Source organism: Sphingomonas taxi, assembly GCF_000764535.1.
Taxonomy (GTDB): Bacteria; Pseudomonadota; Alphaproteobacteria; order Sphingomonadales; family Sphingomonadaceae; genus Sphingomonas; species Sphingomonas taxi.
Map to the genome: position 1 here is coordinate 2,869,221 of NZ_CP009571.1, position 23,347 is coordinate 2,892,567.

General features: G+C 66.9%; 17 protein-coding genes and 1 tRNA gene. 10 read left to right on the forward strand and 8 right to left on the reverse strand.

Features of this window, described 5'->3' with window-relative positions; translation table 11 throughout:
• Positions 1–16: 16 nt before the first annotated feature.
• The gene (locus tag MC45_RS13020; RefSeq protein ID WP_038663897.1) at positions 17–565 is read left to right on the forward strand and encodes a GNAT family N-acetyltransferase; all 549 of its coding nucleotides are present in this window, start codon (positions 17–19) and stop codon (positions 563–565) included.
• 61 nt (positions 566–626) lie between these two features.
• On the opposite strand, the gene MC45_RS13025 is transcribed toward MC45_RS13020, so the two are convergent.
• From MC45_RS13025 to MC45_RS13040, 4 genes are all read right to left on the reverse strand, one after another.
• Positions 627–1,991: a family 43 glycosylhydrolase gene (locus MC45_RS13025; protein ID WP_052075668.1), complete on the reverse strand. Its 1,365-nt coding sequence runs from the start codon at positions 1,989–1,991 to the stop codon at positions 627–629.
• Positions 1,992–1,995: 4 nt separating this feature from the next.
• On the reverse strand, positions 1,996–3,012 hold the full coding sequence (locus MC45_RS13030) for a glycoside hydrolase family 43 protein (protein WP_038663900.1): 1,017 nt from the start codon (positions 3,010–3,012) through the stop codon (positions 1,996–1,998).
• Positions 3,009–4,628: a DUF5597 domain-containing protein gene (locus MC45_RS13035; RefSeq protein WP_156143838.1), complete on the reverse strand. Its 1,620-nt coding sequence runs from the start codon at positions 4,626–4,628 to the stop codon at positions 3,009–3,011. The genes MC45_RS13030 and MC45_RS13035 overlap by 4 nt, the downstream gene beginning before the upstream one ends.
• Positions 4,629–4,699: 71 nt before the next feature.
• Positions 4,700–5,377: a FadR/GntR family transcriptional regulator gene (locus tag MC45_RS13040; RefSeq protein WP_245640722.1), complete on the reverse strand. Its 678-nt coding sequence runs from the start codon at positions 5,375–5,377 to the stop codon at positions 4,700–4,702.
• Between the two features lie 191 nt (positions 5,378–5,568).
• On the opposite strand from MC45_RS13040, the gene MC45_RS13045 reads away from it, so the two are divergent.
• Positions 5,569–8,358 (forward strand): TonB-dependent receptor, encoded by a 2,790-nt coding sequence (locus MC45_RS13045; protein WP_038663906.1) that lies wholly within the window; start codon positions 5,569–5,571, stop codon positions 8,356–8,358.
• Positions 8,359–8,476: 118 nt separating this feature from the next.
• Here MC45_RS13045 and MC45_RS13050 read toward each other — a convergent pair whose 3' ends face one another.
• Positions 8,477–9,892: a family 43 glycosylhydrolase gene (locus tag MC45_RS13050; RefSeq protein WP_038663909.1), complete on the reverse strand. Its 1,416-nt coding sequence runs from the start codon at positions 9,890–9,892 to the stop codon at positions 8,477–8,479.
• A gap of 200 nt (positions 9,893–10,092) precedes the next feature.
• Here MC45_RS13050 and MC45_RS13055 point away from each other — a divergent pair, with 200 nt between their 5' ends.
• From MC45_RS13055 to MC45_RS13075, 5 genes are all read left to right on the forward strand, one after another.
• Positions 10,093–10,638, forward strand: a complete 546-nt coding sequence (locus MC45_RS13055) for a hypothetical protein (RefSeq protein ID WP_156143839.1) — start codon at positions 10,093–10,095, stop codon at positions 10,636–10,638.
• Between the two features lie 5 nt (positions 10,639–10,643).
• Positions 10,644–11,378, forward strand: coding sequence for a DUF6445 family protein (locus tag MC45_RS13060; protein WP_052075670.1), 735 nt, complete (start codon positions 10,644–10,646; stop codon positions 11,376–11,378).
• Complete coding sequence (locus MC45_RS13065; RefSeq protein ID WP_038667390.1) at positions 11,375–12,886, forward strand: tryptophan halogenase family protein; 1,512 nt, start codon at positions 11,375–11,377, stop codon at positions 12,884–12,886. The genes MC45_RS13060 and MC45_RS13065 overlap by 4 nt, the downstream gene beginning before the upstream one ends.
• A gap of 114 nt (positions 12,887–13,000) precedes the next feature.
• Positions 13,001–15,361 (forward strand): glycoside hydrolase family 31 protein, encoded by a 2,361-nt coding sequence (locus MC45_RS13070; protein WP_052075672.1) that lies wholly within the window; start codon positions 13,001–13,003, stop codon positions 15,359–15,361.
• Positions 15,362–15,580: 219 nt separating this feature from the next.
• Positions 15,581–17,887, forward strand: a complete 2,307-nt coding sequence (locus MC45_RS13075; RefSeq protein WP_169742567.1) for a TonB-dependent receptor — start codon at positions 15,581–15,583, stop codon at positions 17,885–17,887.
• A gap of 18 nt (positions 17,888–17,905) precedes the next feature.
• Here the strand turns inward: MC45_RS13075 and MC45_RS13080 are convergent, their stop codons facing one another.
• Positions 17,906–18,343: a winged helix-turn-helix transcriptional regulator gene (locus MC45_RS13080; RefSeq protein WP_038663915.1), complete on the reverse strand. Its 438-nt coding sequence runs from the start codon at positions 18,341–18,343 to the stop codon at positions 17,906–17,908.
• A 71-nt stretch (positions 18,344–18,414) separates the two neighbouring features.
• On the opposite strand from MC45_RS13080, the gene MC45_RS13085 reads away from it, so the two are divergent.
• Positions 18,415–19,221, forward strand: a complete 807-nt coding sequence (locus MC45_RS13085; RefSeq protein WP_038663918.1) for an SDR family NAD(P)-dependent oxidoreductase — start codon at positions 18,415–18,417, stop codon at positions 19,219–19,221.
• Positions 19,222–19,279: 58 nt separating this feature from the next.
• Here MC45_RS13085 and typA read toward each other — a convergent pair whose 3' ends face one another.
• The gene (gene typA / locus MC45_RS13090) at positions 19,280–21,124 is read right to left on the reverse strand and encodes a translational GTPase TypA (RefSeq protein ID WP_038663919.1); all 1,845 of its coding nucleotides are present in this window, start codon (positions 21,122–21,124) and stop codon (positions 19,280–19,282) included.
• 196 nt (positions 21,125–21,320) lie between these two features.
• Here typA and MC45_RS13095 point away from each other — a divergent pair, with 196 nt between their 5' ends.
• Both MC45_RS13095 and MC45_RS13100 read left to right on the forward strand, forming a co-directional pair.
• Positions 21,321–22,529, forward strand: a complete 1,209-nt coding sequence (locus MC45_RS13095; protein ID WP_038663921.1) for a toxic anion resistance protein — start codon at positions 21,321–21,323, stop codon at positions 22,527–22,529.
• Between the two features lie 4 nt (positions 22,530–22,533).
• Positions 22,534–23,262, forward strand: coding sequence for a hypothetical protein (locus MC45_RS13100; protein ID WP_038663924.1), 729 nt, complete (start codon positions 22,534–22,536; stop codon positions 23,260–23,262).
• Here MC45_RS13100 and MC45_RS13105 read toward each other — a convergent pair.
• Positions 23,263–23,338, reverse strand: a tRNA-Val gene (locus tag MC45_RS13105). It lies immediately after the preceding gene.
• Positions 23,339–23,347 lie beyond the last annotated feature (9 nt).

A 23,347-nucleotide genomic window follows, 5' to 3' on the forward strand; every position in this document is an offset into this window, starting at 1 on the left:
CCAGTTTGGATGTGATATGACCGCTTTGACCGACGACGCTCCCCGGACACGATGGGCCACCCGGCAGGATATCCCGGCACTCAAGGCGCTCATGGAACGGGCGATCGATGCGCTTCAAACCGGCTTGCTGTCCCCGGAACAGGTCGCAGCCAGTCACGCGATCATGGGATTGGACACGCAGCTGATCGAGGACGGCACCTACCTGATCGCAGAGCGTGACGGGGTCATCATGGGTTGCGGCGGTTGGAGCAAGCGGGCGACCCTCTACGGGGGCGATCATAGCAGCGCATTGCGCGCGCCCGAGCTTCTCGATCCGGCGCAGCATCCCGCAAGGATCAGGGCGATGTACACGGATCCCGATTTCGTCCGGCAGGGTGTAGGCCGGCTTATCCTGAAGGGATGCGAGGACGCCGCTGCTTCGCATGGTTTCACCAGCGTCGAATTGATGGCGACGTTGAGCGGAGAGCGCCTCTATGCGGTGAACGGCTACCAGCCGGTGGAGACCGTCGAGGCTGTTGCGAACGGCATAGCGATCCCACTGATCCGGATGCAGAAACCGCTTTGACCGTTTCCGAACCGGCGCGACCCGACTCGCTGGCGCAAAAGAGACGTGCGACCGTAATACGTCAGTCGATCGTCCACTCCCAATAACCGTCCTTGCCGCTGCCCGTCGTCAGCCGCAGGTAGCGCGTGCGCAGCGTGTGCGACAGCGCGATCGGCGAGCCCGAGCGTGCCGCCGTCGGCACCACCGTGCGCCAAGCCCGGCCGTCGTCCGAAGCCTCGATGCCGACCGTATAGGTCCGCGTCGCATATTCCGGCCGCAGCCTGCTGCCCGTCACCGCGCGTACCGCGCCGAGATCGGCCACCAGCGTCGCCGCCGCCTCACCGCCACCTCGCCACAAGGTCGCGTAATTGTCGTCCGCCGCACGCGCCGCGCCATAGGCCCCCTCGCCGCTCCCCGACGCCTGCCAGCGCAAGCCCCGCGCCCGCGCCGGCGCGAAGCCCTTCACCGCGCCGCCATGCGACGGCGCCACCCGCGCCAGCGTGCCGTCGGTGCCTATGCGCAGCGGATCGACCGCGATCTGGCGCAACACCTCCTCGCCGCCGCGCGGCCACGGCAAGGCCTGCCGGTGATAGAGGATATAGGCCTGACCGCCGCTGCGGAATATCGCGTGATGGCCGGGGCTGATGATGTCGCGGCTGGCATCGGTGGTCAGGATCGGGCTGTCGGCGGCCTCCCTGAACGGGCCGAACGGCGTGTCGCTGATCGCATAGCGGACCTTGTACGTGTCCTTGGTCGTGTTGCCGTCGCTATAGGTCAGCGCGTAGCGTTTCCCCGCCTTCACCATGAACGGCCCCTCGAAATAGTTCGCGGGGGTGACGTCGCGCGGAACGCCGTCGAAGGTCACCATGTCGGGCTTCAGTTTGACGACGAAGCAATGGCCGTTGGTCCAGTTGAGCCCCGACCCCCAATAGAGATAGGCCTGCCCGTCGCTATCGATGAACGCCTCGGCGTCGATCATATGATAGGCGGGCGCGAAGTCGCGCGCGACCAGCGGCTTGCCGCCATTGGCGTCGTCCCATGGCCCTGCCGGCGAAGGCGCGCTGCCGACCCAGATCTCGCTGCCGACCGAGACGTACATATACCAGCGGCCGTTCGCCGCCTTGACCACTGACGGCGCCCAGACCTTGGAATCACCCGAGGTCGGGCTGGTCGCCGCCTGTTTGGTCGGCCAGTTCGGCTGCGAGAAGGTCCAGTCGCGGCCATTGTCCGAGGTCCAGAGCCCGAGCGTATCGCCGCCCCACGGATCGATCGTCGCGAAGACGTACCAGCGGCCGCCGTCGCGGACGATCGACGGATCGGCGAAATAGCCCGGCAGCAGCGGATTGCCCGCACCCGTCGCGTCCCAGCGTGCCGGCGCAACCGCCGCACTGACCAGCAGCGCCGCGGCGGGCAGCAGCGCGCGGGCGACTAGGGATCGGATCGTCATCGCGTCAGCCTCCATGGGTGGGGTGAGTCTCGCCGTCGAGCTCGCTCGCCTCGCGCACCACCGCGACGCTGTCGCCGGTGTCACGCATCTCGTACAATTTGCCGCGCGCATTGTGGAACGGGCGGTGCAGCACCATCATCAACCCGCCGTCGAAGCGGCGGAAGATCATGCCATGGCCGCTGTCGGCGCGGACCAGCGGCGGCAATTGCTCCCACGGGCCGGCGAGCTCGCCGCTGCGCGAGCGCGCCACGCCCTGCACGTAGGAACCGCGATCGTCATAGCTCGACCAGAGCATCAACAGCCGGCCGGTGCGGGTGCGGAACAGCTCCGGCCCGTCGGTGACGTAGATCTTGTCGCCCTCCTTCTGTGGCCGGCCCGACGCCCAGGGCGCCTCCGAAGCGCGGAACAGCAAGCGGGGCGCGCCCGCCGCCTTGAGCGTCGCATCGAGCGGCAGCGCTTCGATCGTGCCGTCGCGCGCCTGCACCCATTCGTGCGCATAGACCAGCCACGGCTTGCCGGCGCGATCGACGTGGAGCGTGCCGTCGAGCGTCATCAGTTCCTTCGGGGCGATCGGGTCGCCGTCGCGCAACAGCGTGAACGGCCCGCCGAGCCGGTCCGCCACCGCCAGCACGGTGCCGCGGCGATGCGTTCCCGGCTTGGCGAGCCTGGCGGTTTCGTTGTGGAAGGTCGTGAACAGATACCAGCGACCGCGCCAGCGATGCACCTCGGGCGCCCAGGCACCGTCGTTCGCCCAGGTCCCGTCCGGCAGCGTGAAGACGACGGTCGGGCGCGTCCAATGCTTCAGGTCGCGGCTGGTATAGGCCATGATGCCGAGCCGCTTGTCGCCGGTCATCTCCGCCTGATTGGTGGTGAACAGCCAATAGGTGCGCGTCGCGGCATCGGCGACGATCCACGGATCATGAAGCGGCATCGCTGGCATCGTCAGCGGTGCGGGGGTCGGCGCCGGCGCGGCGGCAATCGGCAGCGCGAGCATCAGTGCGAAAGCGGCACGCCACATCATCGATTCTCCTGCACGGTAACCATCAGCGTCTTGCCTTCCGGCGGCAGGATCAGTCCGAACGCGGTCTCGTCGCCGTTGAGCAGCCGCTCGCGCACCCAGCGCCCTGCCTCGAAATGTCCCTCCTCGACCGTGACGAGCTGGACGCTGCCGTGCGCGCCAAGCCGCGGCGCGAACTTGAGGTTCGTCCTTGCCCCGGTGAGCAGGAAGCGATCGGGCGCGGCGCGCGCGACGATCACCCGCCCCGACAGGTCCTTGTTGCCCTGCCCGCGCGGCCCGCCATAGCCGTCGCGCACCTCGCCGAAGCGCGCGACGAGATCCACGTCGCCGAAGACGAGCGGCACGTTCGCCATACCGTCTTCCTCGACCGCGACGCGCACCTGCCCCGCATCGCGCAGCGGCAGCAGGAACGGCGCCGCCTCGCGCAGCAGGCGATAGTCGAGCGCAATCGGCTCCTCCGCCTCCTCCCCGTCCTTGAGGCCGAAGCCTGCACCGATGCCGAACTTGCCGATGCCGACGGCATGCGGCTGCGCCAGCGTCCAGAAGGCGTGGCGGGCATGCGCCATGCTGCCGCCCGTCTCGGGCACGAACAGCGGATTGCCGGGCACGTCATAGGCGCGCGCGATCTCGGTATAAGGCGCGACATTGGTGTCGTAATTGTCCACGCCGACGACGTCGATCGCGGGTGCCAGCGCGCGCCATTGCGGCAGCAGCCACGATACCGCGCCGCCCGAGGGCGAACTGTCCCCCGGCCGCAATAGACCCGGCTGCTCGCGCGGCCAGACGTTGACGTAGAGCGGCAGATCATAGGCGCGCTTCCCCGCCGCCGCGACCGCGCCGATATAGCGTGCGGTGTGATAGGCCATGAATGCCTCGGGCGCGCGCTCGGCGTAATTGGCGGTCCAGTCGCCGGGTTTCGCGCCGCGCATGTCGGCGGGCACCGCGGCGCGGAACAGCGCCTCGGCGGCGGGCGCATGATCGCGATCGGCGCCGAGCGTCCCCGCCTCATTCTCCACCTGCACCATGACGACGGTCTTCTGCCTCCCGTCGACAGCTTTCAGATGCGCCATCAACGCGGCGAAGGCGCGCGCATCGGCGTCGCGGCTGGCGGTGGCGATCGGCGACAGCACCTCGATCGGCTTGCCCTGCGCGTCGACGACCCGCGGGAAGCGCGCGGTGTCGCGCTTCACCCAGGCGGGCGTGTAGCTCATGTTGGCGTTCTTCCACGTCCCGAACCACAGCAGCACCAGCCGCTCCTGCTGCGCGCGCGCCTCGGCGATCAGCCCGTCGACCACCGTCCAGTCGAACCGCCCCTCGACCGGCTCGACCGATTCCCAGCCGATCGGCGCCATCACCGTATTGGCATGGCTCCGCCGGATCGCGGGCGCGAGGCGGCGCAGTTCGGCGGGGAAGCCGCTGGAATTGTTGAGCTGGATACCGAGCAGCAGGAACGGCTGGCCATCGACGTGCAGCGCCAGCTTGCCCGCGTCGGTGGCGACGAAGCGGCTGTCCTGCGCCGCCAGCGGCGCCGCCACGACGCCGCAGGCGAGCAGCAGCGCGGCAGCGGCACGCCCGATGCCGGACGTCCAGGCACATCGCGTCACCGACCGTCGCTCCATCGCCCGCTCCTGCCCTATTTTATATGTAGGACATGACTTCCGCTGCGAAGACGGTCAAGACGCAACTTGGATCAAGCGATCCGCATCGCCTGTTCGGTATCGCGCTGCGCCTGTTCGATCAGCGCGGTCGCCGCGGCATGCGCCGCCGCCGGGTCGGCACGCGCGATCGTCTCGAACAAGGCCTGATGCTGCGGGATCGAATCGATGTAATCGGCGACGACGCGATATTTGAAGAACGTCGTCCAGCGCACCGCCGACGAGATGCTGCTCGACAGGCTGCCGAGCAATTCGTTGGCGGTCGCCTCGAGCAGCACCGCATGGAATTGCTCGTCCGCCGCCTGACCCGCGACGCTCTCCAGACCGTGGTGCGTCATCAGTTCGAGCGCATGGCCGAGTCGCGATAATTGCCGCGCGGTGCGATGCGTCGCGGCGAGCGCGGCGGCGGCCGGTTCGACGATCAGCCGTAGTTCGAACAGGCTTTTGACGAAGCCGACCGGCGGTTCGCCCTCGAACATCCAGCCGAGCATCTCGGTATCGAGCAGATTCCAGTCGACCCGTTCGCGCACCCGCGTTCCCGTCTTGCGGCGGCTTTCGATCAAGCCCTTGGCGGTCAGCATACGCAGCGCCTCGCGGATGACGTTGCGCGCCACGCCGAACCGGTCGGCAAGATCGAACTCGCCGGGAATCGTCTCGCCCGGCGTATAGTCGCCGGTGACAATCGCGACGCCGAGCGTCCGCGCGATCGTCACGTGCGCTGGCCTGATCCGTTCGCGTTTCGCCAATTTTTTATGAACCTTCCCAAGGGCATGGCGAGGGATCGCCGTCCCATCGATAGGCCGCAACCGATCCACCTGCAAATTTCATTTGTCCGGCATAATCCGACTCGTTATATGTAGGACATTACACGGCACTCATGTCGGTATTATTGGGGAGAGGGACCATGAAGGGCACTTACGTGCGTCTGTTCGCGGGCGCATCGTTCGTCGCACTGGCCGGCGCGGCGCATGCACAGACGACGATACCAGCCGCACAAGCAACCGGCACCGTGTCGCAGACCAGCGATCAGGCGGCGAGCGATCCGACGAACGATCAGGACATCATCGTCACCGGCGTTCGCGCCAGCCTGCGGTCGGCGCAGGCGATCAAGCGCAATTCCGATCAGATCGTCGATTCGATCAGCGCGCAGGACATCGGCAAGCTGCCCGACGTGAACACGACCGAGGCGCTGCAGCGCGTCACAGGCGTGCAGATCCAGCGCCGCTACGGCGAAGGCGCGACCGACTTCGATCACCGTACCTCGCCCGCGATCACCGTGCGCGGCCTCACCCAGGTGCAGAACTTCCTCGACGGCCGTGCGGTCTATTCGGCCTCCGGCGGCCGTGCCTTCGACCTCGAAGCCATTCCGCCGGAACTGCTGTCGGGCGTCGACGTCTACAAGAACGCACCCGCCAACATCATCGAAGGCGGCGTCGGCGGCGCGGTCAATCTGCGCACCCGCCGGCCGTTCGATTCGGACAAGCAGGTCGTCAGCCTGACCGCGCGCGGCAATTACTACGACCGTGTCGACAAGCCGGGATATTCGGTGTCGGGCCTGTACAGCAACCGCTTCGACACCGGCATCGGCGAGATCGGCTTCCTGGTGAATGCGGTCTATTCGAAGAGTCAATATCGGCAGGACGGCATCCTCGCCAACCAGCAACAGCCGATCCCGGCGGGTTCGGTCACGGGCGCGCCGGCCAATGCCAAGGCGCCGCTCGGCTTCCAGGTGTATGACGATCTCGGCGACCGTCGCCGGCTCGGCATCGCGAGCGCCCTCCAGTGGCAGGCGACCGACAATCTGCTGCTCACCGGCCAGTATCAATATACCAAATATTGGTTCAACCGCCGCGGCGCCTATTATTATTCGGTCAACGGCGGGACGCAGTCGCGGCCGCTGCCCAGCGCCACCTTCACCTTCAACGACGAGGGCTATGCCACGTCGGGCGCGTTGCAGAACCAATTGTTCGAGACCGGCCGCTTCGACCAGGAATTGTGGAGCCAGAGCCAGAACTTCACGCTGGGCGCCGACTGGAGCCCGACCGACCGCGCGAAGATCCACTTCGACGCGCAATATCTCAAGAGCTATTACAACGCCGATCGCAACGGCAACGTCCTGTCGCTGTTCACCGCTGCGGGGCAGACCGAGGCGAACGCGCCCAATCAGGAGATCGTCGATTTCGATCTGCGCGGCAGCCGGCCACGCTGGGACGTGCGCAACAAGGCGCTGCTGACCGATCCAAGCAAATATGCGACGACGTTCATCGCCGATTCGCTCCAGCGCAACGACGCCGATCAGCTCGCTTTGTCCTACGATTTGGAATATGATCTCGAGGGCGGCTTCCTGAAGAAGCTGCGCGGCGGCGCCCGCTATTCGGACAATTCGATCGATCTGCGCGGCACCTGGAACGGCGTCTGCCTGTATCAGACCGGCCCCGACGGCAGCTGCTCGGCACCGGCGGGAACGCCGTTCATCCCGCTCACCCAGAATCCGCAGCTGGCGATGCCCGGCCCCTCGAAGAACTTCTTCGACGGCAACAGCGTCACCGGCGGCCTGCTGTACCCCGCCTTCCCGCAGGCCAATGGCGTGTGGGCGCAGACGAAGGCGCTCTATGCGATCTTCGGCGCGAAGACGAAGGACGCGTTCACGCCCGGCGATCTCAATTCGCAGAACGAGAAGACCTACACCGCCTGGGGCATCGCCGATTACGCCTTCGAAGCTGGCGGCGTCCGCTTCGATGGCGGCGCCGGCGTCCGGCTGGTGAAGACCAAGGTCGTCTCGTCGGGTACGCTCTTCAACTCGGACGGCACGATTTCGCCGCTCTCGATCGACAAGAGCTACACCCGGGCGCTGCCGAGCTTCAACGTGCGGGCACGGTTCACCGACGAGATCCAGATGCGCTTCGCCTATTCGAAGGGTCTCGCGCGGCCGAATTTCGACCAATTGTCGACCAACCTGACGCTCAACAACCCCAATCAGGTGAGCCCGATCACCGGTCGACCGAGCGCCAATTCGGGCAACCCGCGGCTCAACCCGATCGAGTCGGACAATTACGATCTGACCGCGGAATGGTATTTCGCCCCGACCGGGTCGCTGACCGCGGGCCTGTTCTACAAGAAGGTCGACGGCTTCCTCGCCAGCGGCGTCGTCGTCCAGAACTTCCAGGGTCGCGCCTATGACGTGAATACCGTGCTCAATTCCGGCAATGGCACGGTGAAGGGCGCCGAGATCGGCTATCAGCAGTTCTTCGACTTCCTGCCCGGCCTGCTCAGCGGGTTCGGTATCCAGGCCAATTACACCTATGTCGATTCGAACGTCAGCAATCCGTTCGCGACGGCGGGATCGAACATCCCGACGCAGGTGCCGCTGGAGAAGCTGTCGAAGCACAATTACAATCTGATCGGCCTGTACGAAAAGGGACCGTTGACCGCCCGCCTCGCCTACAATTGGCGGTCGAGCTACCTCGATCAAACGACCGGCGCGGGCGCCAACGGCATTCCGCAATATGCCAAGCCCTATGCGTCGCTGGATGCGTCGATCAGCGTCAACGTCACCGATCATGTCGCGGTGTCGGCGGATGCGGTGAACCTCACCAACCGGATGAACGTCACCTACATCGGCACCGCCGCGCAGCCGCTGCAATATCAGCTCAACGACCGCCGCTTCGGCCTGTCGCTGCGCGCCACCTACTAAACGGCTTCCCCACTGCCGGCGCGGTCTTCGGATCGCGCCGGCTTTTTTGTGCCTGGGGCACAGGCACAAAAAACCGGCCGCGGCCGGGGGGGCCGCGGCCGGTCCGCTCGCCTGTCGTTTAGTTGATCATCGTCCAGCGCTGGTTGCCGCCGCCGTTGCACGGCCAGACGATCAGCTTGGTGCCCGTGTCGGTCGAGGCTTCGTTGACGTCGAGGCAGGAGCCCGAGGCGCGGTTGACGATCGTCGTGCCGTTATACGTCCATTGCGACTTGTCGCCGATCGAGCAGGAGGTCTGCACCACCGCGCCGCCGCTGCCGTTGTCGTCCGCCTGGGCGAGGCACAGCCCGCTGCGCTGCACGACATATTGCGTGTAATTGCCGATCGGACGGCGCTCGACCAGTTCGTTGCTGGTGTTGGTGCAGGTCCATTGGATCGCCGTGCCGTTATAGTAAGGCGAATCGTTGCTGATGTTGGCGCACTGGCCGCTGTGCGCGACCTGCATCTTGACCAATTGCGTGTTGGGCGAGCCGAGCGCGATCGTGCCCGCCGCCGCATCGATCGTGATCTGCGACGCGGTGCCGGTGAAATCGAGCGAGGTGTTCGTCGGGAAGGTCAGCGGCAGCCACACATAGGTCGAATCGTTGACGATCTGGCCGATCGCCGGCCCCCAGCGATCACCCATATAAAGATAGGACGTGCCGCTCGATCCCTGCACCGGCAGGATATAGGTCGATTGCGAATTGTAGGTGGTGTCGTGACCGAAATAGGTCGGCCCGGTCCACGGCCCGGCGAGACTGGTCGCGGTGAAATAGGCGGCGCGATTGGGGTTCCAGCCGGTGGCGCCCGAGGTGATCAGGAAGTAGACGCCGTTGCGCTTTACCAGCGCCGGGGCCTCGCGGTGATAGCCCTTGATCACGGTGAGCAGCGAATCGACCTTGGTATAGTCCGCGCTCAATTTGTAGACGTTGAGGTCGTAGTTCACGTTCGACGACGAGATCAGATAACCGGTGCCGTCGCTGTCCTGATACACCGTCATGTCGCGTGAATCATAATCGAGTGGCCGGAAGCTGCCGAGATAGGTGTAATTGCCGTCGACCGTGTCCGACGTCGCCACCGCGACGCGCGCCTCGCCATAGTCCTTGCCATTCTCCCAATGCGCCCACAGCACGTATTTGCGGGTCGCGGCATTGTAGAGGATCTTGGGCCGTTCGATGTTGGCGCCGTTCAGCTCGCTCGCCGACGAGGATTTCAGCACGTCGTTGCGGAATTCCCAGGTCTTGAGATCGGTCGACCGGTACATCGACACCGCACGGAAGGAATAATCCGGGTTCCGGTTCTCGCCGAGGAAATAATAATAGCTGCCGACCTTGATGACGCCGCCGCCGTGCGCGTCGATCTGCCCGCCCGTCGTGGTGACGAACTGCGAGCCGTTGTTGACGGTCTGCGCGCTCGCCCAGGCGATGCCGGGCAGCGCCAGCGCCACCATCGCGGCGCCCAGCGCCAAAGTTTTCCTGAACATCATTCCTCTCCTCATCAGCCGATCTCCGTCGGCAATTATGTATGACATATGGATGTCATGTTGAGAATAGACAGAGGCGCTAACGCTAGCGCTACCATCGCATTTCCGTGGGTTTCGCCAGCTTTACAGCGCCGGACCTTCCTTTATCATGTCGGACAACAGGCAGGACGATCATGCCTGGGGAGAGGATTATGCAGAGGAAAGGCTGGGCCGCCGTGTCCACCGCCGCAACGCTGGCGCTCGCCGGCGGCTATGCCGTGCATCACCGGCCCCGTCCGCCCGCATCGCCCCCCGCGGCGGTCGCGGTGGTCAGCGCGCCTGTCACCGTCGTCCACCCCACTGCCACGCCGAGCGCCCCGCCCGCGCCGGTGCGGGAGCGGCCCGAGCGCAAGCTGGTCGAGACGCTCGCCACACACGATCGTCGCGGCGGCGACGTGCGGATGATGGCGGCGGTCATGACGACGCAGCCGCCGCCCCCGGCCGCCGCCGCGCCGGTGGAGGCGGCGATGACCGCCGCAGTCGCGCGCCTCCCGGTCTTCGCCGCCGCCGCGCCCGTCCACGTCAGTTGCGTGCGGACCGCCTGCGAGGTTGCGGGGCCGCTGCCGGCGGGGCAGACGGAGGCGACGATGGTGACCGCCTTTCGCGACAAGCAGTTCGAGCATGATCTGCTCGCCCGCGGCTATACGCCGGGGCCGGTGCTCGTCGCCGATGCCGGCGACGGCAGCCGCGGTTTCGTCTTCTATATCAACAACGAGTTCTGACACCGATGCCGACCGCCGCGCCGCATGCCGCCGCCACGCCCTGGTTCGCCGCTCCCGGCGCGATCGAGATCCTGCGCGTCGGCGAGGAGCGGGAGCCGGTCGTGGTGATCGACGGCGCCAGCGGCGACCCGGCGGCGCTGGTCGAGATCGCCGCGCGCGCGCGGTTCACCGACGCGGCGCGCGCAGGCAGCGGCTATCCCGGGCTGCTCGGTCCGGCGCCGGTCGGCTATCTCGATGCGATGGTGCGTTTCGTACTGCCGCTGATCGCCGCGCATTTCGGCACCGGCCCGGTCGTGCCGGCACGCGCCCGCGGCAATTTCTCGCTGGTCACCACGCCGGCGGATGCGCTGAGCCCCGACCAGCGCGTCCCGCACGTCGACACCGCCGACCGGCTGCAATTCGCGACCGTGCATTTCCTGTCGCCGGACAATGCCGACGGCACCGGCTTCTTCCGCCATCGCGCCACCGGGTTCGAGACGATCGATGCCGAACGCCTGCCGGCCTATCATGCTGCGCTCGACCGCGAACGCGCCGATCCACCGCCGCCCGGCTATCGGATCGAGTCCGACGCGCGCTTCGAGCGGATCGGTGCGGTCGCTGCACGCTGCGACCGGCTCGTGCTCTATCGCGCGGCACTGCTCCATTCGGGGCTGATCGCGCACCTGCCGGACGCCGCCGCCGACCCGCGACGCGGACGGCTGACCGGCAATCTGTTCCTCCAATGCCGGGCGAGCGCATGAGCGGGCAAGACGGCGCGATCCGCCGCATCGCGATCATCGGCGGCGGCACCGCGGGCTGGATGGCGGCGGCGGCGCTCGCGCGCGTGCTCGGGCCGCACGGTCCGGCGATCACGCTCGTGGAGTCGGAGGAGATCGGCACCGTCGGTGTCGGCGAGGCGACGATCCCGCCGATCCAGGCGTTCAACGCCTTGCTCGGCATCGACGAGGACGATTTCGTCCGTGCGACCGGCGGCACGTTCAAGCTTGGCATCGAATTCGTCGACTGGCGCGCGCTCGGCCAGCGCTATTTCCATCCGTTCGGCGTCTACGGCATCGATCTCGGCGCGGTGCCGTTCGAGGCGCTGTGGCGACGGCTGCACGCCGAGGGCGCGGCGGGTCCGTTGTCCGATTATTCGATCTGTGCGGCCGCCGCAGCCACGGGCAAATTCATGCGGCCGCAGCCCGGCAACACGCCATTGGCGCATATCGGCTATGCCTTCCACTTCGATGCCGCGCTATATGCCCGCTTCCTGCGTGGTCGCGCCGAGGCCGCCGGCGTCGTCCGTCGCGAGGGGCGCGTCGTCGACGTCGTGCTGCGCGGTGCAGACGGCTTCATCGAGGCGGTGACGCTCGCCGACGGCGGACGGGTCGAGGCGGACCTGTTCGTCGACTGTTCGGGATTCCGGTCGCTGCTGCTCGGCGACACGCTCGGTGCGGGGTTCGAGGATTGGTCGGCGTGGCTCCCCAACGATCGCGCGGTCGCGGTGCCGAGCGCGGTCACCAGGCCGCCACCGCCCTATACCCGCGCCACCGCCCGCACCGCCGGCTGGCAATGGCGCATCCCGCTGCAGCATCGCGTCGGCAACGGCTATGTCTTCGCCGCCGACCATATCTCGGAAGACGAGGCGACCGCGACCCTGCTCGCCAATCTCGAAGGCGAGGCGCTGGCCGAGCCGCGCACGTTGCGCTTCCGCGCGGGGCGGCGATCGGCGCTCTGGGTGCGCAATTGCGTCGCGCTCGGCCTGTCCGGCGGCTTTCTCGAGCCGCTGGAATCGACCAGCATCCACCTGATCCAGTCGGGCATCGCGCGCCTGCTCGAGATGCTGCCGACGCGCGCGTTCGAGCCTGCCGACATCCGCCGCTACAACCGGCTGATGGCGACCGAGTTCGACAGCATCCGCGACTTCGTCATCCTCCATTTCCACGCCACCGGCCGCCGCGACACCGCTTATTGGCGACGGCTCGCCGAGATGCCGATCCCGGACACGCTGGCGGAGCGGATCGCCATCTATCGCCGCACCGGCCGCGTGTTCCGCGAGACCGACGAATTGTTCACCAAGACGAGCTGGCTGGCGGTGATGGACGGCCAGGGGCTGACCGCATCGGGGTACGATCCGCTCGGCGCCGCCTTGCCGCTCGCCGATGCGCGTGCGGCGCTCGACCGGATCGGCAAGGTCACCGCCGCCGCCGCCGCCCATATGCCGCCGCATCAGGATTTCATTGCGCGGCACTGTCGCGCGCCGCGCTAGTCGCATAGCGCGACGAAGGTCGCGCTAGCCACGGTTGCCGCTTGCACGGGTGAACGATCCCCTCATAAGTAAAAGATGCAACGGGCAAGTGATTGGTCCGGGGGGAGAGATTCGATGACTCAGCCGACGCGCGCCATCCGCAAGCCAAGCCTTCTGCGCCATCTGCTGGCCGCGGGGACGGCGATCGCATCGCTCGCCGCGCTGCCTGCCGCGGCCGATCCGCTGGCGATCGTCGACCGCAACGGCGGCATCGTCTCGATCGAACCCTATGCTTCCAACATCGTCCGGGTGACGATCGCGCTCGACAAGGCGCTCGCCGTCGCCCCGCCGGGCGAAGGCCCCAACGCCAAGCCCGATGCCGCCGGCTGGAGCCACCGCAGCGATGCGAGCGGCGACGTCTTCGCCTCGCCGGCGCTGACCCTGACCGTCGCCGCGCAGCCCTGGCCCAAGGCGCCGACGCAGATGCAACGCTATTTCGCGCCGTCGCTGCCGCCGGTGGCGATCTCGGTGCGCGGTGCCGACGGCCGCACCCTGCTCGACATGACCGGCTGGGAAATGGCGCCGCACACCGTCAACGACGAGAAGACCTTCCGCGTCGGCGCCAGCTTCGCAGTGCAGCCGGGCGAACATTATTACGGCCTCGGCCAGAATCAGGAGGGCGTGCTCGACCTCAAGGGCCGCACGATCGACTGCCGCCACAATTACGATGCGCCCGCCGGCGAGAGCGTCTGCGTGCCGTTCATGGTCACCAACAAGGGCTACGGAATCGTCTGGGACAATGCCTCGGCGACGACGGTCTCGCCCGGCCTGCACAACGCCACTCACTGGCAGTCGAACGTCGGCGAGCGCGTGTCCTTCTTCGTCATCACCGGCGACACCACCGACCAGCTTTACGCCGGCTATGCGAAACTGACCGGCGCCACCCCGCTGCCGCCCAAGGCGGCGTTCGGCCTGATCCAGTCCAAGGCGCGCTACGAGACGCAGAAGGAATTGCTCGACGTCGCGCAGGGCTATCGCCAGCGCAATCTGCCGCTCGACGTGATGGTGCTCGACTGGTTCTATTGGTCGCGGATGGGCCAGCTCGACATCGACCGGACCTTCTTCCCCGATCCAAAGGGGATGAACGATACGCTCCACAATTTGGGGATGCATTCGATCATCAGCGTCTGGCCGCGCTTCGAGCGGGAGTCGCGCTATTACGATTTCCTCGGCGCCAAGGGCTGGCTGCTCCACGACAAGGACGGCAGCGTCGTCGACGGCCTGCCGATCCGCGCCGACCGCGCCGGCGCGTTGCTCGATTCGACTAATCCCGACGCGCGGCAATGGTTCTGGACCAAGATCCGCGACAATATCGCCAGCCAGGGCTTCGACTGGTTCTGGCTCGACGAGACCGAGCCCGATCTCGTCCCGGACGGCCACCAATTCTCGATCGGCTCGGGCGACCGCTACCACAATCTCTATCCGCTGGTGCACACCAGCAGCGTCGCGGAAGGCTCGGCGAAGGACCGGCCAGACATGCGCAACCTGATCCTGTCGCGCGCCGCCTATCTCGGTACGCAGCGCAACGGCGCCCTCTTCTGGTCGTCGGACGTGCAATCGACCTGGGAAGCGCTGCGCCGGCAGGTGCCCGCCGGGCTCGGCTTCACCGCCACCGGCATGGCCTATTGGAGCAGCGACACCGGCGGCTGGCAGAACCCCGCCGGCCCCAAGGCCGAGCACGCGCCTTTGCTCGACCCCGCCGGCGCGGCCGCGATGCCGCCGAGCTATGCCGATTACCCCGAGCTGTTCACGCGCTGGTTCGCCTATAACAGCTTCACGCCGACGCTGCGCATCCACGGCCAGCGTGCCGGCACCGCGCTATGGGAGTATGGCACCGCCGCCGAGCCGGTGCTCGCCGGCTTCCTGCGGCTGCGCTATGCTCTGATCCCCTATCTCTACGCACTGGGGCATCAGACCGCGCAGACTGGGGCGCCGTTCATGCGCGCGCTGTTCATGGACTTCCCCAACGATCCCGCGGTGGCGACGATCGGCGACCAATATATGTTCGGCCCGGCCTTCCTCGTCGCGCCGGTCACCGATCAGGGCGTGACCAGCCGCAAGGTCTATCTGCCCGCCGGCGCCGACTGGTACGATTACTGGACCGAGCGGCGCTATACCGGCGGCCAGACGATCGACGCGGCGGCACCGATCGACAAGATCCCGCTGTTCGTCCGTGCCGGATCGATCGTGCCGATGGGGGTGCAGGTGCGGAGCACCGCGACCGCGCAGCCGCTGGAGAGCATCTGCGTCTATCCCGGCCGCGACGCGAGCTTCACGCTCTACGACGACGACGGCGTCACCAACGCCAATCGCAAGACCGGCGGCCGGACGGCGACGCTGCGCTGGAGCCAGGCGACGGGCAAGCTCGCCGCGTCAGGCCGCCTGCCCACCGGGCAGGACGCCGCTGGGCTGGTCCGCGTCGTGCAGGGCAAATAAGCCGCCACACCTTCTCCGTCGAAAACGGGGAAGGTGTGTCTTTTCAGACACATAATTTCACGAAGCCGACACAATCGCCGACTAGCGCGAGGGTCCGCCGGGGGGCGGTCGCCATCATCGCCGGCAGGTCGCGCCAAGGGAATATCCTGGCGTCCCGCCCGGCGGCGGCTCCCCGTAACCATCAGGGGGACCTTCGTGACCACGCGTTTGCTCAAGACCATGTTGCTGCTCGGTGCCGCCGGCTTCGCCGCGCCCGCGCTCGCCCAGACCGCGACGCCGGCGACCGACGCCGCCGCGACCGATACGACCGCGACGCAGGACGCCAGCGGCGATCTCGGCGACATCGTCGTCACCGCCGAGCGCCGTTCGGAAAACCTGCAGCGCGTGCCGCTGTCGGTCGCCGTCGTCGGCGGCAGCGACCTGCGCACCTTCCAGGCGGGCGGCGAGGACATCCTGTCGCTCTCCGGCCGTGTCCCCGGCCTGTATATCGAGACGACGACGGGGCGCATCTTCCCGCGCTTCTACATCCGCGGCCTCGGCAACATCGATTTCTATCTCGGCGCCAGCCAGCCGGTGTCGATCATCCAGGACGACGTCGTCCTCGAACATGTCGTGCTGAAGTCGAACCCGGTCTACGACGTCAACCAGGTCGAGGTGCTGCGCGGGCCGCAGGGTTCGCTGTTCGGCCGCAATACCACCGCCGGCATCATCAAGTTCGACACGATCCGCCCCAGCCAGACCTGGCAGGGCCGCATGTCGGCGTCGGCGGGCAGCCTCGGCACCTTCACCTATGACGCCGGCGTCGGCGGCCCGATCGTCCAGGACAAGGTCGCGGTGCGCCTGTCGGGCCTGATCCAGCATCGCAACGATTGGGTCGACAATCGCTTCGCCGGGGTCAGCGCCGACGGCACGCGCACCCCGCAGAAGGATGCGATGGGCGGTTTCGACGAGCGCGACGTGCGCCTGCAGGTGCTGCTCACCCCGACCGAGGCGTTCTCGGTCAACGTCTCGGGCCACGCCCGCGGCTATCACGGCACCTCGACGATCTTCCACCGGGCCGCGCTCAAGAAGGGCTCGAACTCGGTCTCGGCCGAGCCGCGGAGCAGCATCGCGCTCGACGAGGGCGACAACAACCCGCAGGATTACGACACCTACGGCGGCTCGGTGAACGCGGCCTATGACTTCGGCCCGGTCACGCTGACCTCGATCAGCGCCTATGAAACCACCTCGGGCTACAGCCGCGGCGATACCGACGGCGGCGCGGCGGCGAACTTCCCGGTCAACGGCGTGGCGAACGGCTTCGGCCAGAGCCAGGGCAATATCCGCGCGCTCGGCCAATATACGCAGGAGGTCCGCCTCGCCTCGCAATCCGACCAGCGTTTCACCTGGCAGGTCGGCGGCTTCTACTTCCGCCAGAACGACACGACCGAATTCTACCAGCGCAGCTTTTTCCTGAACACCGCGGCCCGCAACCCGAACAACTGGGTGCGCCTGCGCGACATCAACACTAGCTGGGCGGCGTTCGGCCAGGCGAGCTTCAAGGTGACGCCCGACTTCACGATCACCGCCGGCGGCCGCTATACCGAGGACGTCAAGCGCACGACGCTGGTCAAGCCGGTGCTGAACGTGACCGGCACCGCCAGCCTGTTCCCGGCGACCGCCCCCACCGCGGTTCGCCTCGAGGGCAAGGAGCCGAGCTGGGACGTTTCGGCATTGTACCAGCTCGATCCCCGCAACAGCGTCTATGCCCGCGTCGCGCGCGGCTTCCGCGGCCCGACGATCCAGGGGCGTTCGGCGGTGTTCAACTCGCCTTTCTCGACCGCGAACAGCGAGACGATCACCTCCTATGAAATCGGGTCGAAGGGCGTCTTCCTCGACGGCCGGCTGCGCATCAACTCGTCGCTGTTCACCTATACGGTCAACGACATCCAGCTGAACGGCAATGACGTCAACGGCAACGGCGTGCTCTTCAACGCCGACAAGGCGCGTGCCTATGGCGTCGAGATCGACACGCAGTTCCGCCCGGTGCCGAACCTCACCTTCACGCTCGGCGCGAGCGCGCTGGCGTCGAAGATCCGCGACAAGCGCGTCTATGCGCAGGTCTGCATCCTCAACGGCGTGGTGGTCTGCACCGTACAGGATCCGACGATCCGCGTGGGCAGCAACGTCTTCGCGCAAATCGACGGCAACCCGCTGCCCAACGCGCCGCGCTGGAACCTCGACGCCACCGCGCGGTACGACCTGCCGCTCGCCAATGACGGCAAGCTGTTCATCGCGACCGACTGGAACATCCAGGGCTACACCAATTTCGTGCTCTACAAGACGCGCGAATTCTACGCGACGGGCAATTTCGAAGGCGGCCTGAAGATCGGCTACACCACGCCGGACGACAATTACGAAATCGCCGCCTTCGCCCGCAACATCACCAACGAGAAGAACCTGAAGGGCGTCATCGAAAACTACATGGCCGCGGTGTTCAACGAACCGCGGATCATCGGCGTCTCGGTCAGCGGCAAGTTCCGCTGAGCCGATAGCGGCGGCGTCTCACGGCGCCGCCGCCGTTACCGTCAGGTCCATCTCCGCAAGCGGCGTGCCGGTGACCGCGTCGATCACCACCGGCTCGACGACATGGCCGTCCGCCGCGACCAGCCGCACGATCGTCTCATCGCCGAAATGCCGCGCCCCCCACGCACCCAGCGCATGGAGCACCGGCAGATAGTCCCGCCCCATCGCGGTCAGCACATAGTCGTGGCGCGGCGGCCGCTCCGAATAGCGCCGCCGTTCCAGCAGCCCATCCTCGACCAGCGCGACCAGCCGCCGCGTGAGGATGTTGGGCGCGATCCCCAGCCCCTTCTGCAACGCGTCGAAGCGATGCACGCCGCGCGCCACGTCGCGCAACACCAGCATGCTCCAGCCATCACCGACGCGGGCGATACCGCGGCCGAGCGGGCAGTCGCTTTTGGATAATCCTTCACAGTCCATTGCAATAAGATAGTGACTCTCTATCTTTTCGCAAGTCACCCGGCGTGGATGCGGGGTGAGGGAGATGCGCGATGACCGATACCCCCCTGCCCACTGCCCTGATCACCGGCGCCTCGGCCGGCATCGGCGCCACCTATGCCGACCGGCTGGCCCGCCGTGGCCACGACCTGATCCTCGTCGCGCGCGACGAAGCCCGGCTGACCGCACTCGCGGATCGCCTTCACGCCGAAACCGGCCGCAGCGTCACGGTGCTGCGTGCCGATCTCACGAACGAGGCGGATGTCGCCCGTGTCGAGGCGCGGCTGGCGGAGGACGCGCGCATCGGCCTGTTCGTCAACAATGCGGGGATGAGCCTGACCGGCAATCTGCTCACCGCCGAACCGGAGGCGATCACGCGGCTGATCGCGCTGAACGTCACCGCCCCGACCCGGCTCGCCGCTGCGGCGGGCCGTGCCTTCGCGGCGCGCGGCGGCGGCGCGATCGTCAACGTCTCGTCGGTGCTGTCGCAGGTCGTCGAGACGTTCGACGGCGCCTATAACGGCACCAAGGCGCATCTGCTCACCGTCAGCCGCTGGCTCAACCGCCAGCTCGGCGATCGCGGCGTCTACGTGCAGGCGGTGCTGCCCGCCGCGACGCGCACCGAGATCTGGGAACGCTCGGGGATCGACATCGACAGTTTCCCGGCGGAGATCGTCATGGAGGTCGGCGACCTCGTCGACGCCGCGCTGGTCGGCTTCGACGCGCGCGAAGAAGTGACGATCCCGCCGCTCGCCGACGAGGGGCTGTGGATCGCCGCCGATCAGGCGCGCGCGGCGATGGTGCCGGTGCTCGGCGGCAACCGCCCCGCCGCCCGCTATCGCGTCTCGGTAGACACCTGACGCAAAAGGGGCGCCCGATCGCTCGGACGCCCCCTTTTACGTTCCGATAGCCGCCGGCTTACGCCGCCTGCTTCGACCGGCTCGCGCGCTTGCGCTCGTTCGGATCGAGGTAGCGCTTGCGCAGACGGATCGTCTTCGGCGTCACCTCGACCATCTCGTCGTCGTCGATATAGGCGATCGCCTGCTCCAGCGTCATCTTCTTCGGCGGGGTGAGGCGGATCGCATCGTCCTTGCCGCCGCTCGCGCGGAAGTTGGTCAGCTGCTTCGCCTTCATCGGATTGACCTCGAGGTCGTCCGTCTTGGCGTTCTCGCCGATGATCATGCCTTCATACAGCGCTTCGCCGTGGCCGACGAACAGCACGCCGCGGTCCTCGAGCGGGCCGAGCGCATAGCCCTGCGCCTCGCCGGCACCGTTGGAGATCAGCACGCCGTTCTTGCGGCCTTCGATCGTGCCCTTGTGCGGGCCGTACTTCTCGAACAGCCGGTTCATGATGCCGGTGCCGCGGGTGTCCGACAGGAACTCGCCGTGATAGCCGATCATGCCGCGCGACGGCGCCGAGAAGGTGATGCGCGTCTTGCCGCCGGTCGACGGACGCATGTCGGTCAGTTCGGCCTTCCGCAGGTTCATCTTCTCGACGACGGTGCCCGAATGTTCCTCGTCGACGTCGATGATGACGGTTTCATACGGCTCGGTCTTCTTGCCGTTCTCGTCCTCGCCGAACAGCACGCGCGGACGGCTGATACCCAGTTCGAAGCCCTCGCGGCGCATCGTCTCGATCAGCACGCCGAGCTGAAGCTCGCCGCGGCCGGCGACTTCGAAGCTGTCGCGGTCGGCGGCTTCGGTCACCTTCACGGCGACGTTCGATTCGGCTTCGCGGAACAGACGATCGCGGATCATGCGGCTGGTCACCTTGGTGCCCTCGCGGCCCGCCATCGGCGAATCATTCACCGCGAAGCGCATCGACAGCGTCGGCGGATCGATCGGCTGCGCGTGCAGCGGCTCGGTGACGGTGATGTCGGCGATCGTGTTGGCGACGGTCGCCACGGTCAGGCCGGCGAGGCTGATGATGTCGCCCGCCTTGGCTTCGTCGACCGGCACGCGGTCGAGGCCGCGGAACGACATGATCTTCGACGCACGGCCGGTCTCGACGATCTTGCCGTCGTTATCGAGCGCGTGGATCGCCTGGTTGGTGCGCACCGTACCCGAATTGACGCGGCCGGTAAGGATGCGGCCGAGGAAATTGTCGCGGTCGAGCAAAGTGACGAGGAAGGTGAACGGCACGTCCTCCACTTCCACCTTCGGCGCGGGCACGTGATTGACGATCGTCTCGAACATCGGGATCAGCGTGCCTTCGCGCGCGTCCATGTCGGTCGAGGCATAGCCGTTGCGGCCCGAGGCGTAGAGCACCGGGAAGTCGAGCTGCTCGTCATTGGCGTCGAGCGACACAAACAGGTCGAACACTTCGTCGAGCACTTCCTGGATGCGCGCGTCGGGACGATCGACCTTGTTGACGACGACGATCGGCTTGAGGCCGAGCGCCAGCGCCTTGCCGGTGACGAACTTCGTCTGCGGCATCGCGCCTTCCGACGAATCGACCAGCAGGACGACGCCGTCGACCATGCTGAGAATCCGCTCCACCTCGCCGCCGAAATCGGCGTGGCCGGGCGTGTCGACGATGTTGATGCGGATGCTCTCGCCGCCGCCCGGAGGCGCCCAGTCGACCGAGGTCGGCTTGGCGAGAATCGTGATCCCGCGCTCCTTTTCGAGGTCGTTCGAATCCATGGCGCGCTCTTCGACGCGCTGGTTGTCGCGGAAGGTGCCGGACTGGCGGAAGAGCTGATCGACCAGCGTCGTCTTGCCGTGATCGACGTGCGCGATGATCGCCACGTTGCGGAGGCTCATGGGAATTCCTGAATAGATGGAGCTTGGAGTGCGCGCCCCATAGCCGAAATGTTGCGCCGCGGGAAGGGGAGCCGTTTCCCCGCGCCGCGCGGAGCCGGCATTGAAGACGACGCGTTCGCGTATTACAGCGCCAACACACTTGCCGTCGCGCCCGAACGCGACCATTTTGCGGGCAACGGCTTGGGAGACGAATGGAATGGCGACGAATCTGGACACGCCCGAACGCGATCTGGTGCTGACCCCGCCCGAGCCGGTGCCGACCGTCAGCGCCGAGCGTGCCGCCGGGCTGGTGCCGATCGACGACGCCAAGAAGACGCAGCTCGACGCGCGCGTCGACGCCTTCGTCGCCGATCTGGTCGCCGAGGACGTCAACAGTCCCGAATTCGGCAAACGCGTCGACGCGATCACCGCGATGGGCGCCAAGGAAATCCGCGAGGCCGCGGGCCAGTCGAACCGCTTCCTCGACCGGCCGATCCGCGCGATGGACAAGGACACCGGCGTCGGCGCCGATCTCTCGCAACTGCGCCGGGTGATCGAGGACCTCGATCCGGGTCGCAAGGGCGCGCTGTCCGGCCCCAAGAAGATCTTCGGCATCATCCCCTTCGGGTCGAAGATGCGCGACTATTTCGACAGCTACCAGTCGTCGCAGACGCATATCAGCTCGATCCTCAAGAACCTCGCCGCGGGCAAGGACGAGCTGCTGATGGACAATGCCGCGATCGATACCGAGCGCGCCAATCTGTGGAGCGCAATGGGGCGGCTCGAACAGATGATCCACCTCAGCAAGGCGATGGACGCGAAGCTCGAAGACAAGGCCAACGAGCTCGACCACACCGATCCCGCCAAGGCCAAGGCGATCCGCGAGACCGCGCTCTTCTACACCCGCCAGCGCACGCAGGACCTGCTCACCCAGATGGCGGTGACGGTGCAGGGCTATCTCGCGCTCGATCTGGTCAAGAAGAACAACGTCGAGCTGGTGAAAGGCGTCGACCGCGCCTCGACCACCACCGTCTCGGCGCTGCGCACGGCGGTCACCGTGGCGCAGGCGCTGACCAACCAGAAACTGGTGCTCGAATCGATCACCCAGCTCAACACGACGACCGCCAACATCATCGATTCGACCGGCAAATTGCTGCGCTCGAACACCGCGGCGATCCACGAACAGGCCGCCGCCTCGACGATCCCGCTGGAGACGCTGCAGCGCGCCTTCCAGAACATCTACGACACGATGGACGCGATCGATTCGTTCAAACTGAAGGCGCTCGATTCGATGAAGACCACCGTCACCGCGCTGGGCAGCGAGGTGGAGAAGTCGAAGGGCTATATCGCCCGCGCCGAGGGCGCCAACCAGGCCGCGCTCAAGGGACCGGGCGCGAGCGATTCCTACCGTCTCGAATCGGTGTGATCGAATGACCGAGGTCGACCAGCAGATCGAACGCGCCCGCGCCGCGATGGCACGGATCAGCGAGGATTATCGCGGACAGGCGGGCGCGACCTATCGCGCGCACGGCAAGCGGCTCAAGCGCAAGGCGACCAGCGTCGGCACGCGGCTGGCGATCATCTGCGCGGTCGATGCGCTGATCCTCCTTGCCGCCGGGGTCGCCGGCATGTTCATCCCGTTGGGCATCTTCGGCTTTCTGGCGGTCATGCTGCTGATGGCGGCGGTGACGATCGGCATCGCGCTCGCCCCGATCGCCCGCGCACCAAGCGAGAAGGTGCTGCGCGAGGTCGACATCAAGGCGCTTCCCGCCAAGACCGAACGCTGGCTCGAAGCGCAGCGCCCCGCCCTGCCGGCGCCGGCGCGCGGCCTGATCGACCAGATCGGCGTGCGGCTCGAGACGCTGTCGCCGCAGCTCGGCCGGCTCGATGGCCGCGAGGAGGAAGCCTATGAGGTTCGCCGCCTGATCGGCGAGCAGCTACCCGCCTTCGTCAACGATTATGCCCGCGTCCCCGAACCGCTGCGCCGGGTCGAGCGTAACGGCCGCACGCCCGATGCCGAGCTGGTCGCGGGGCTACGGCTGATCGAACAGGAGATCGCCGACATGACCGCGCGGCTGGCGCAGTCGGACCTCGACAGCCTGTCGACACGCGGGCGCTTCCTGGAGATCAAATATCGCGACGAGGCCGGCGACCGGTGATGGTGGGCGATGACGGGCTCGAACCGCCGACATTCTCGGTGTAAACGAGACGCTCTACCAACTGAGCTAATCGCCCCATCACGGG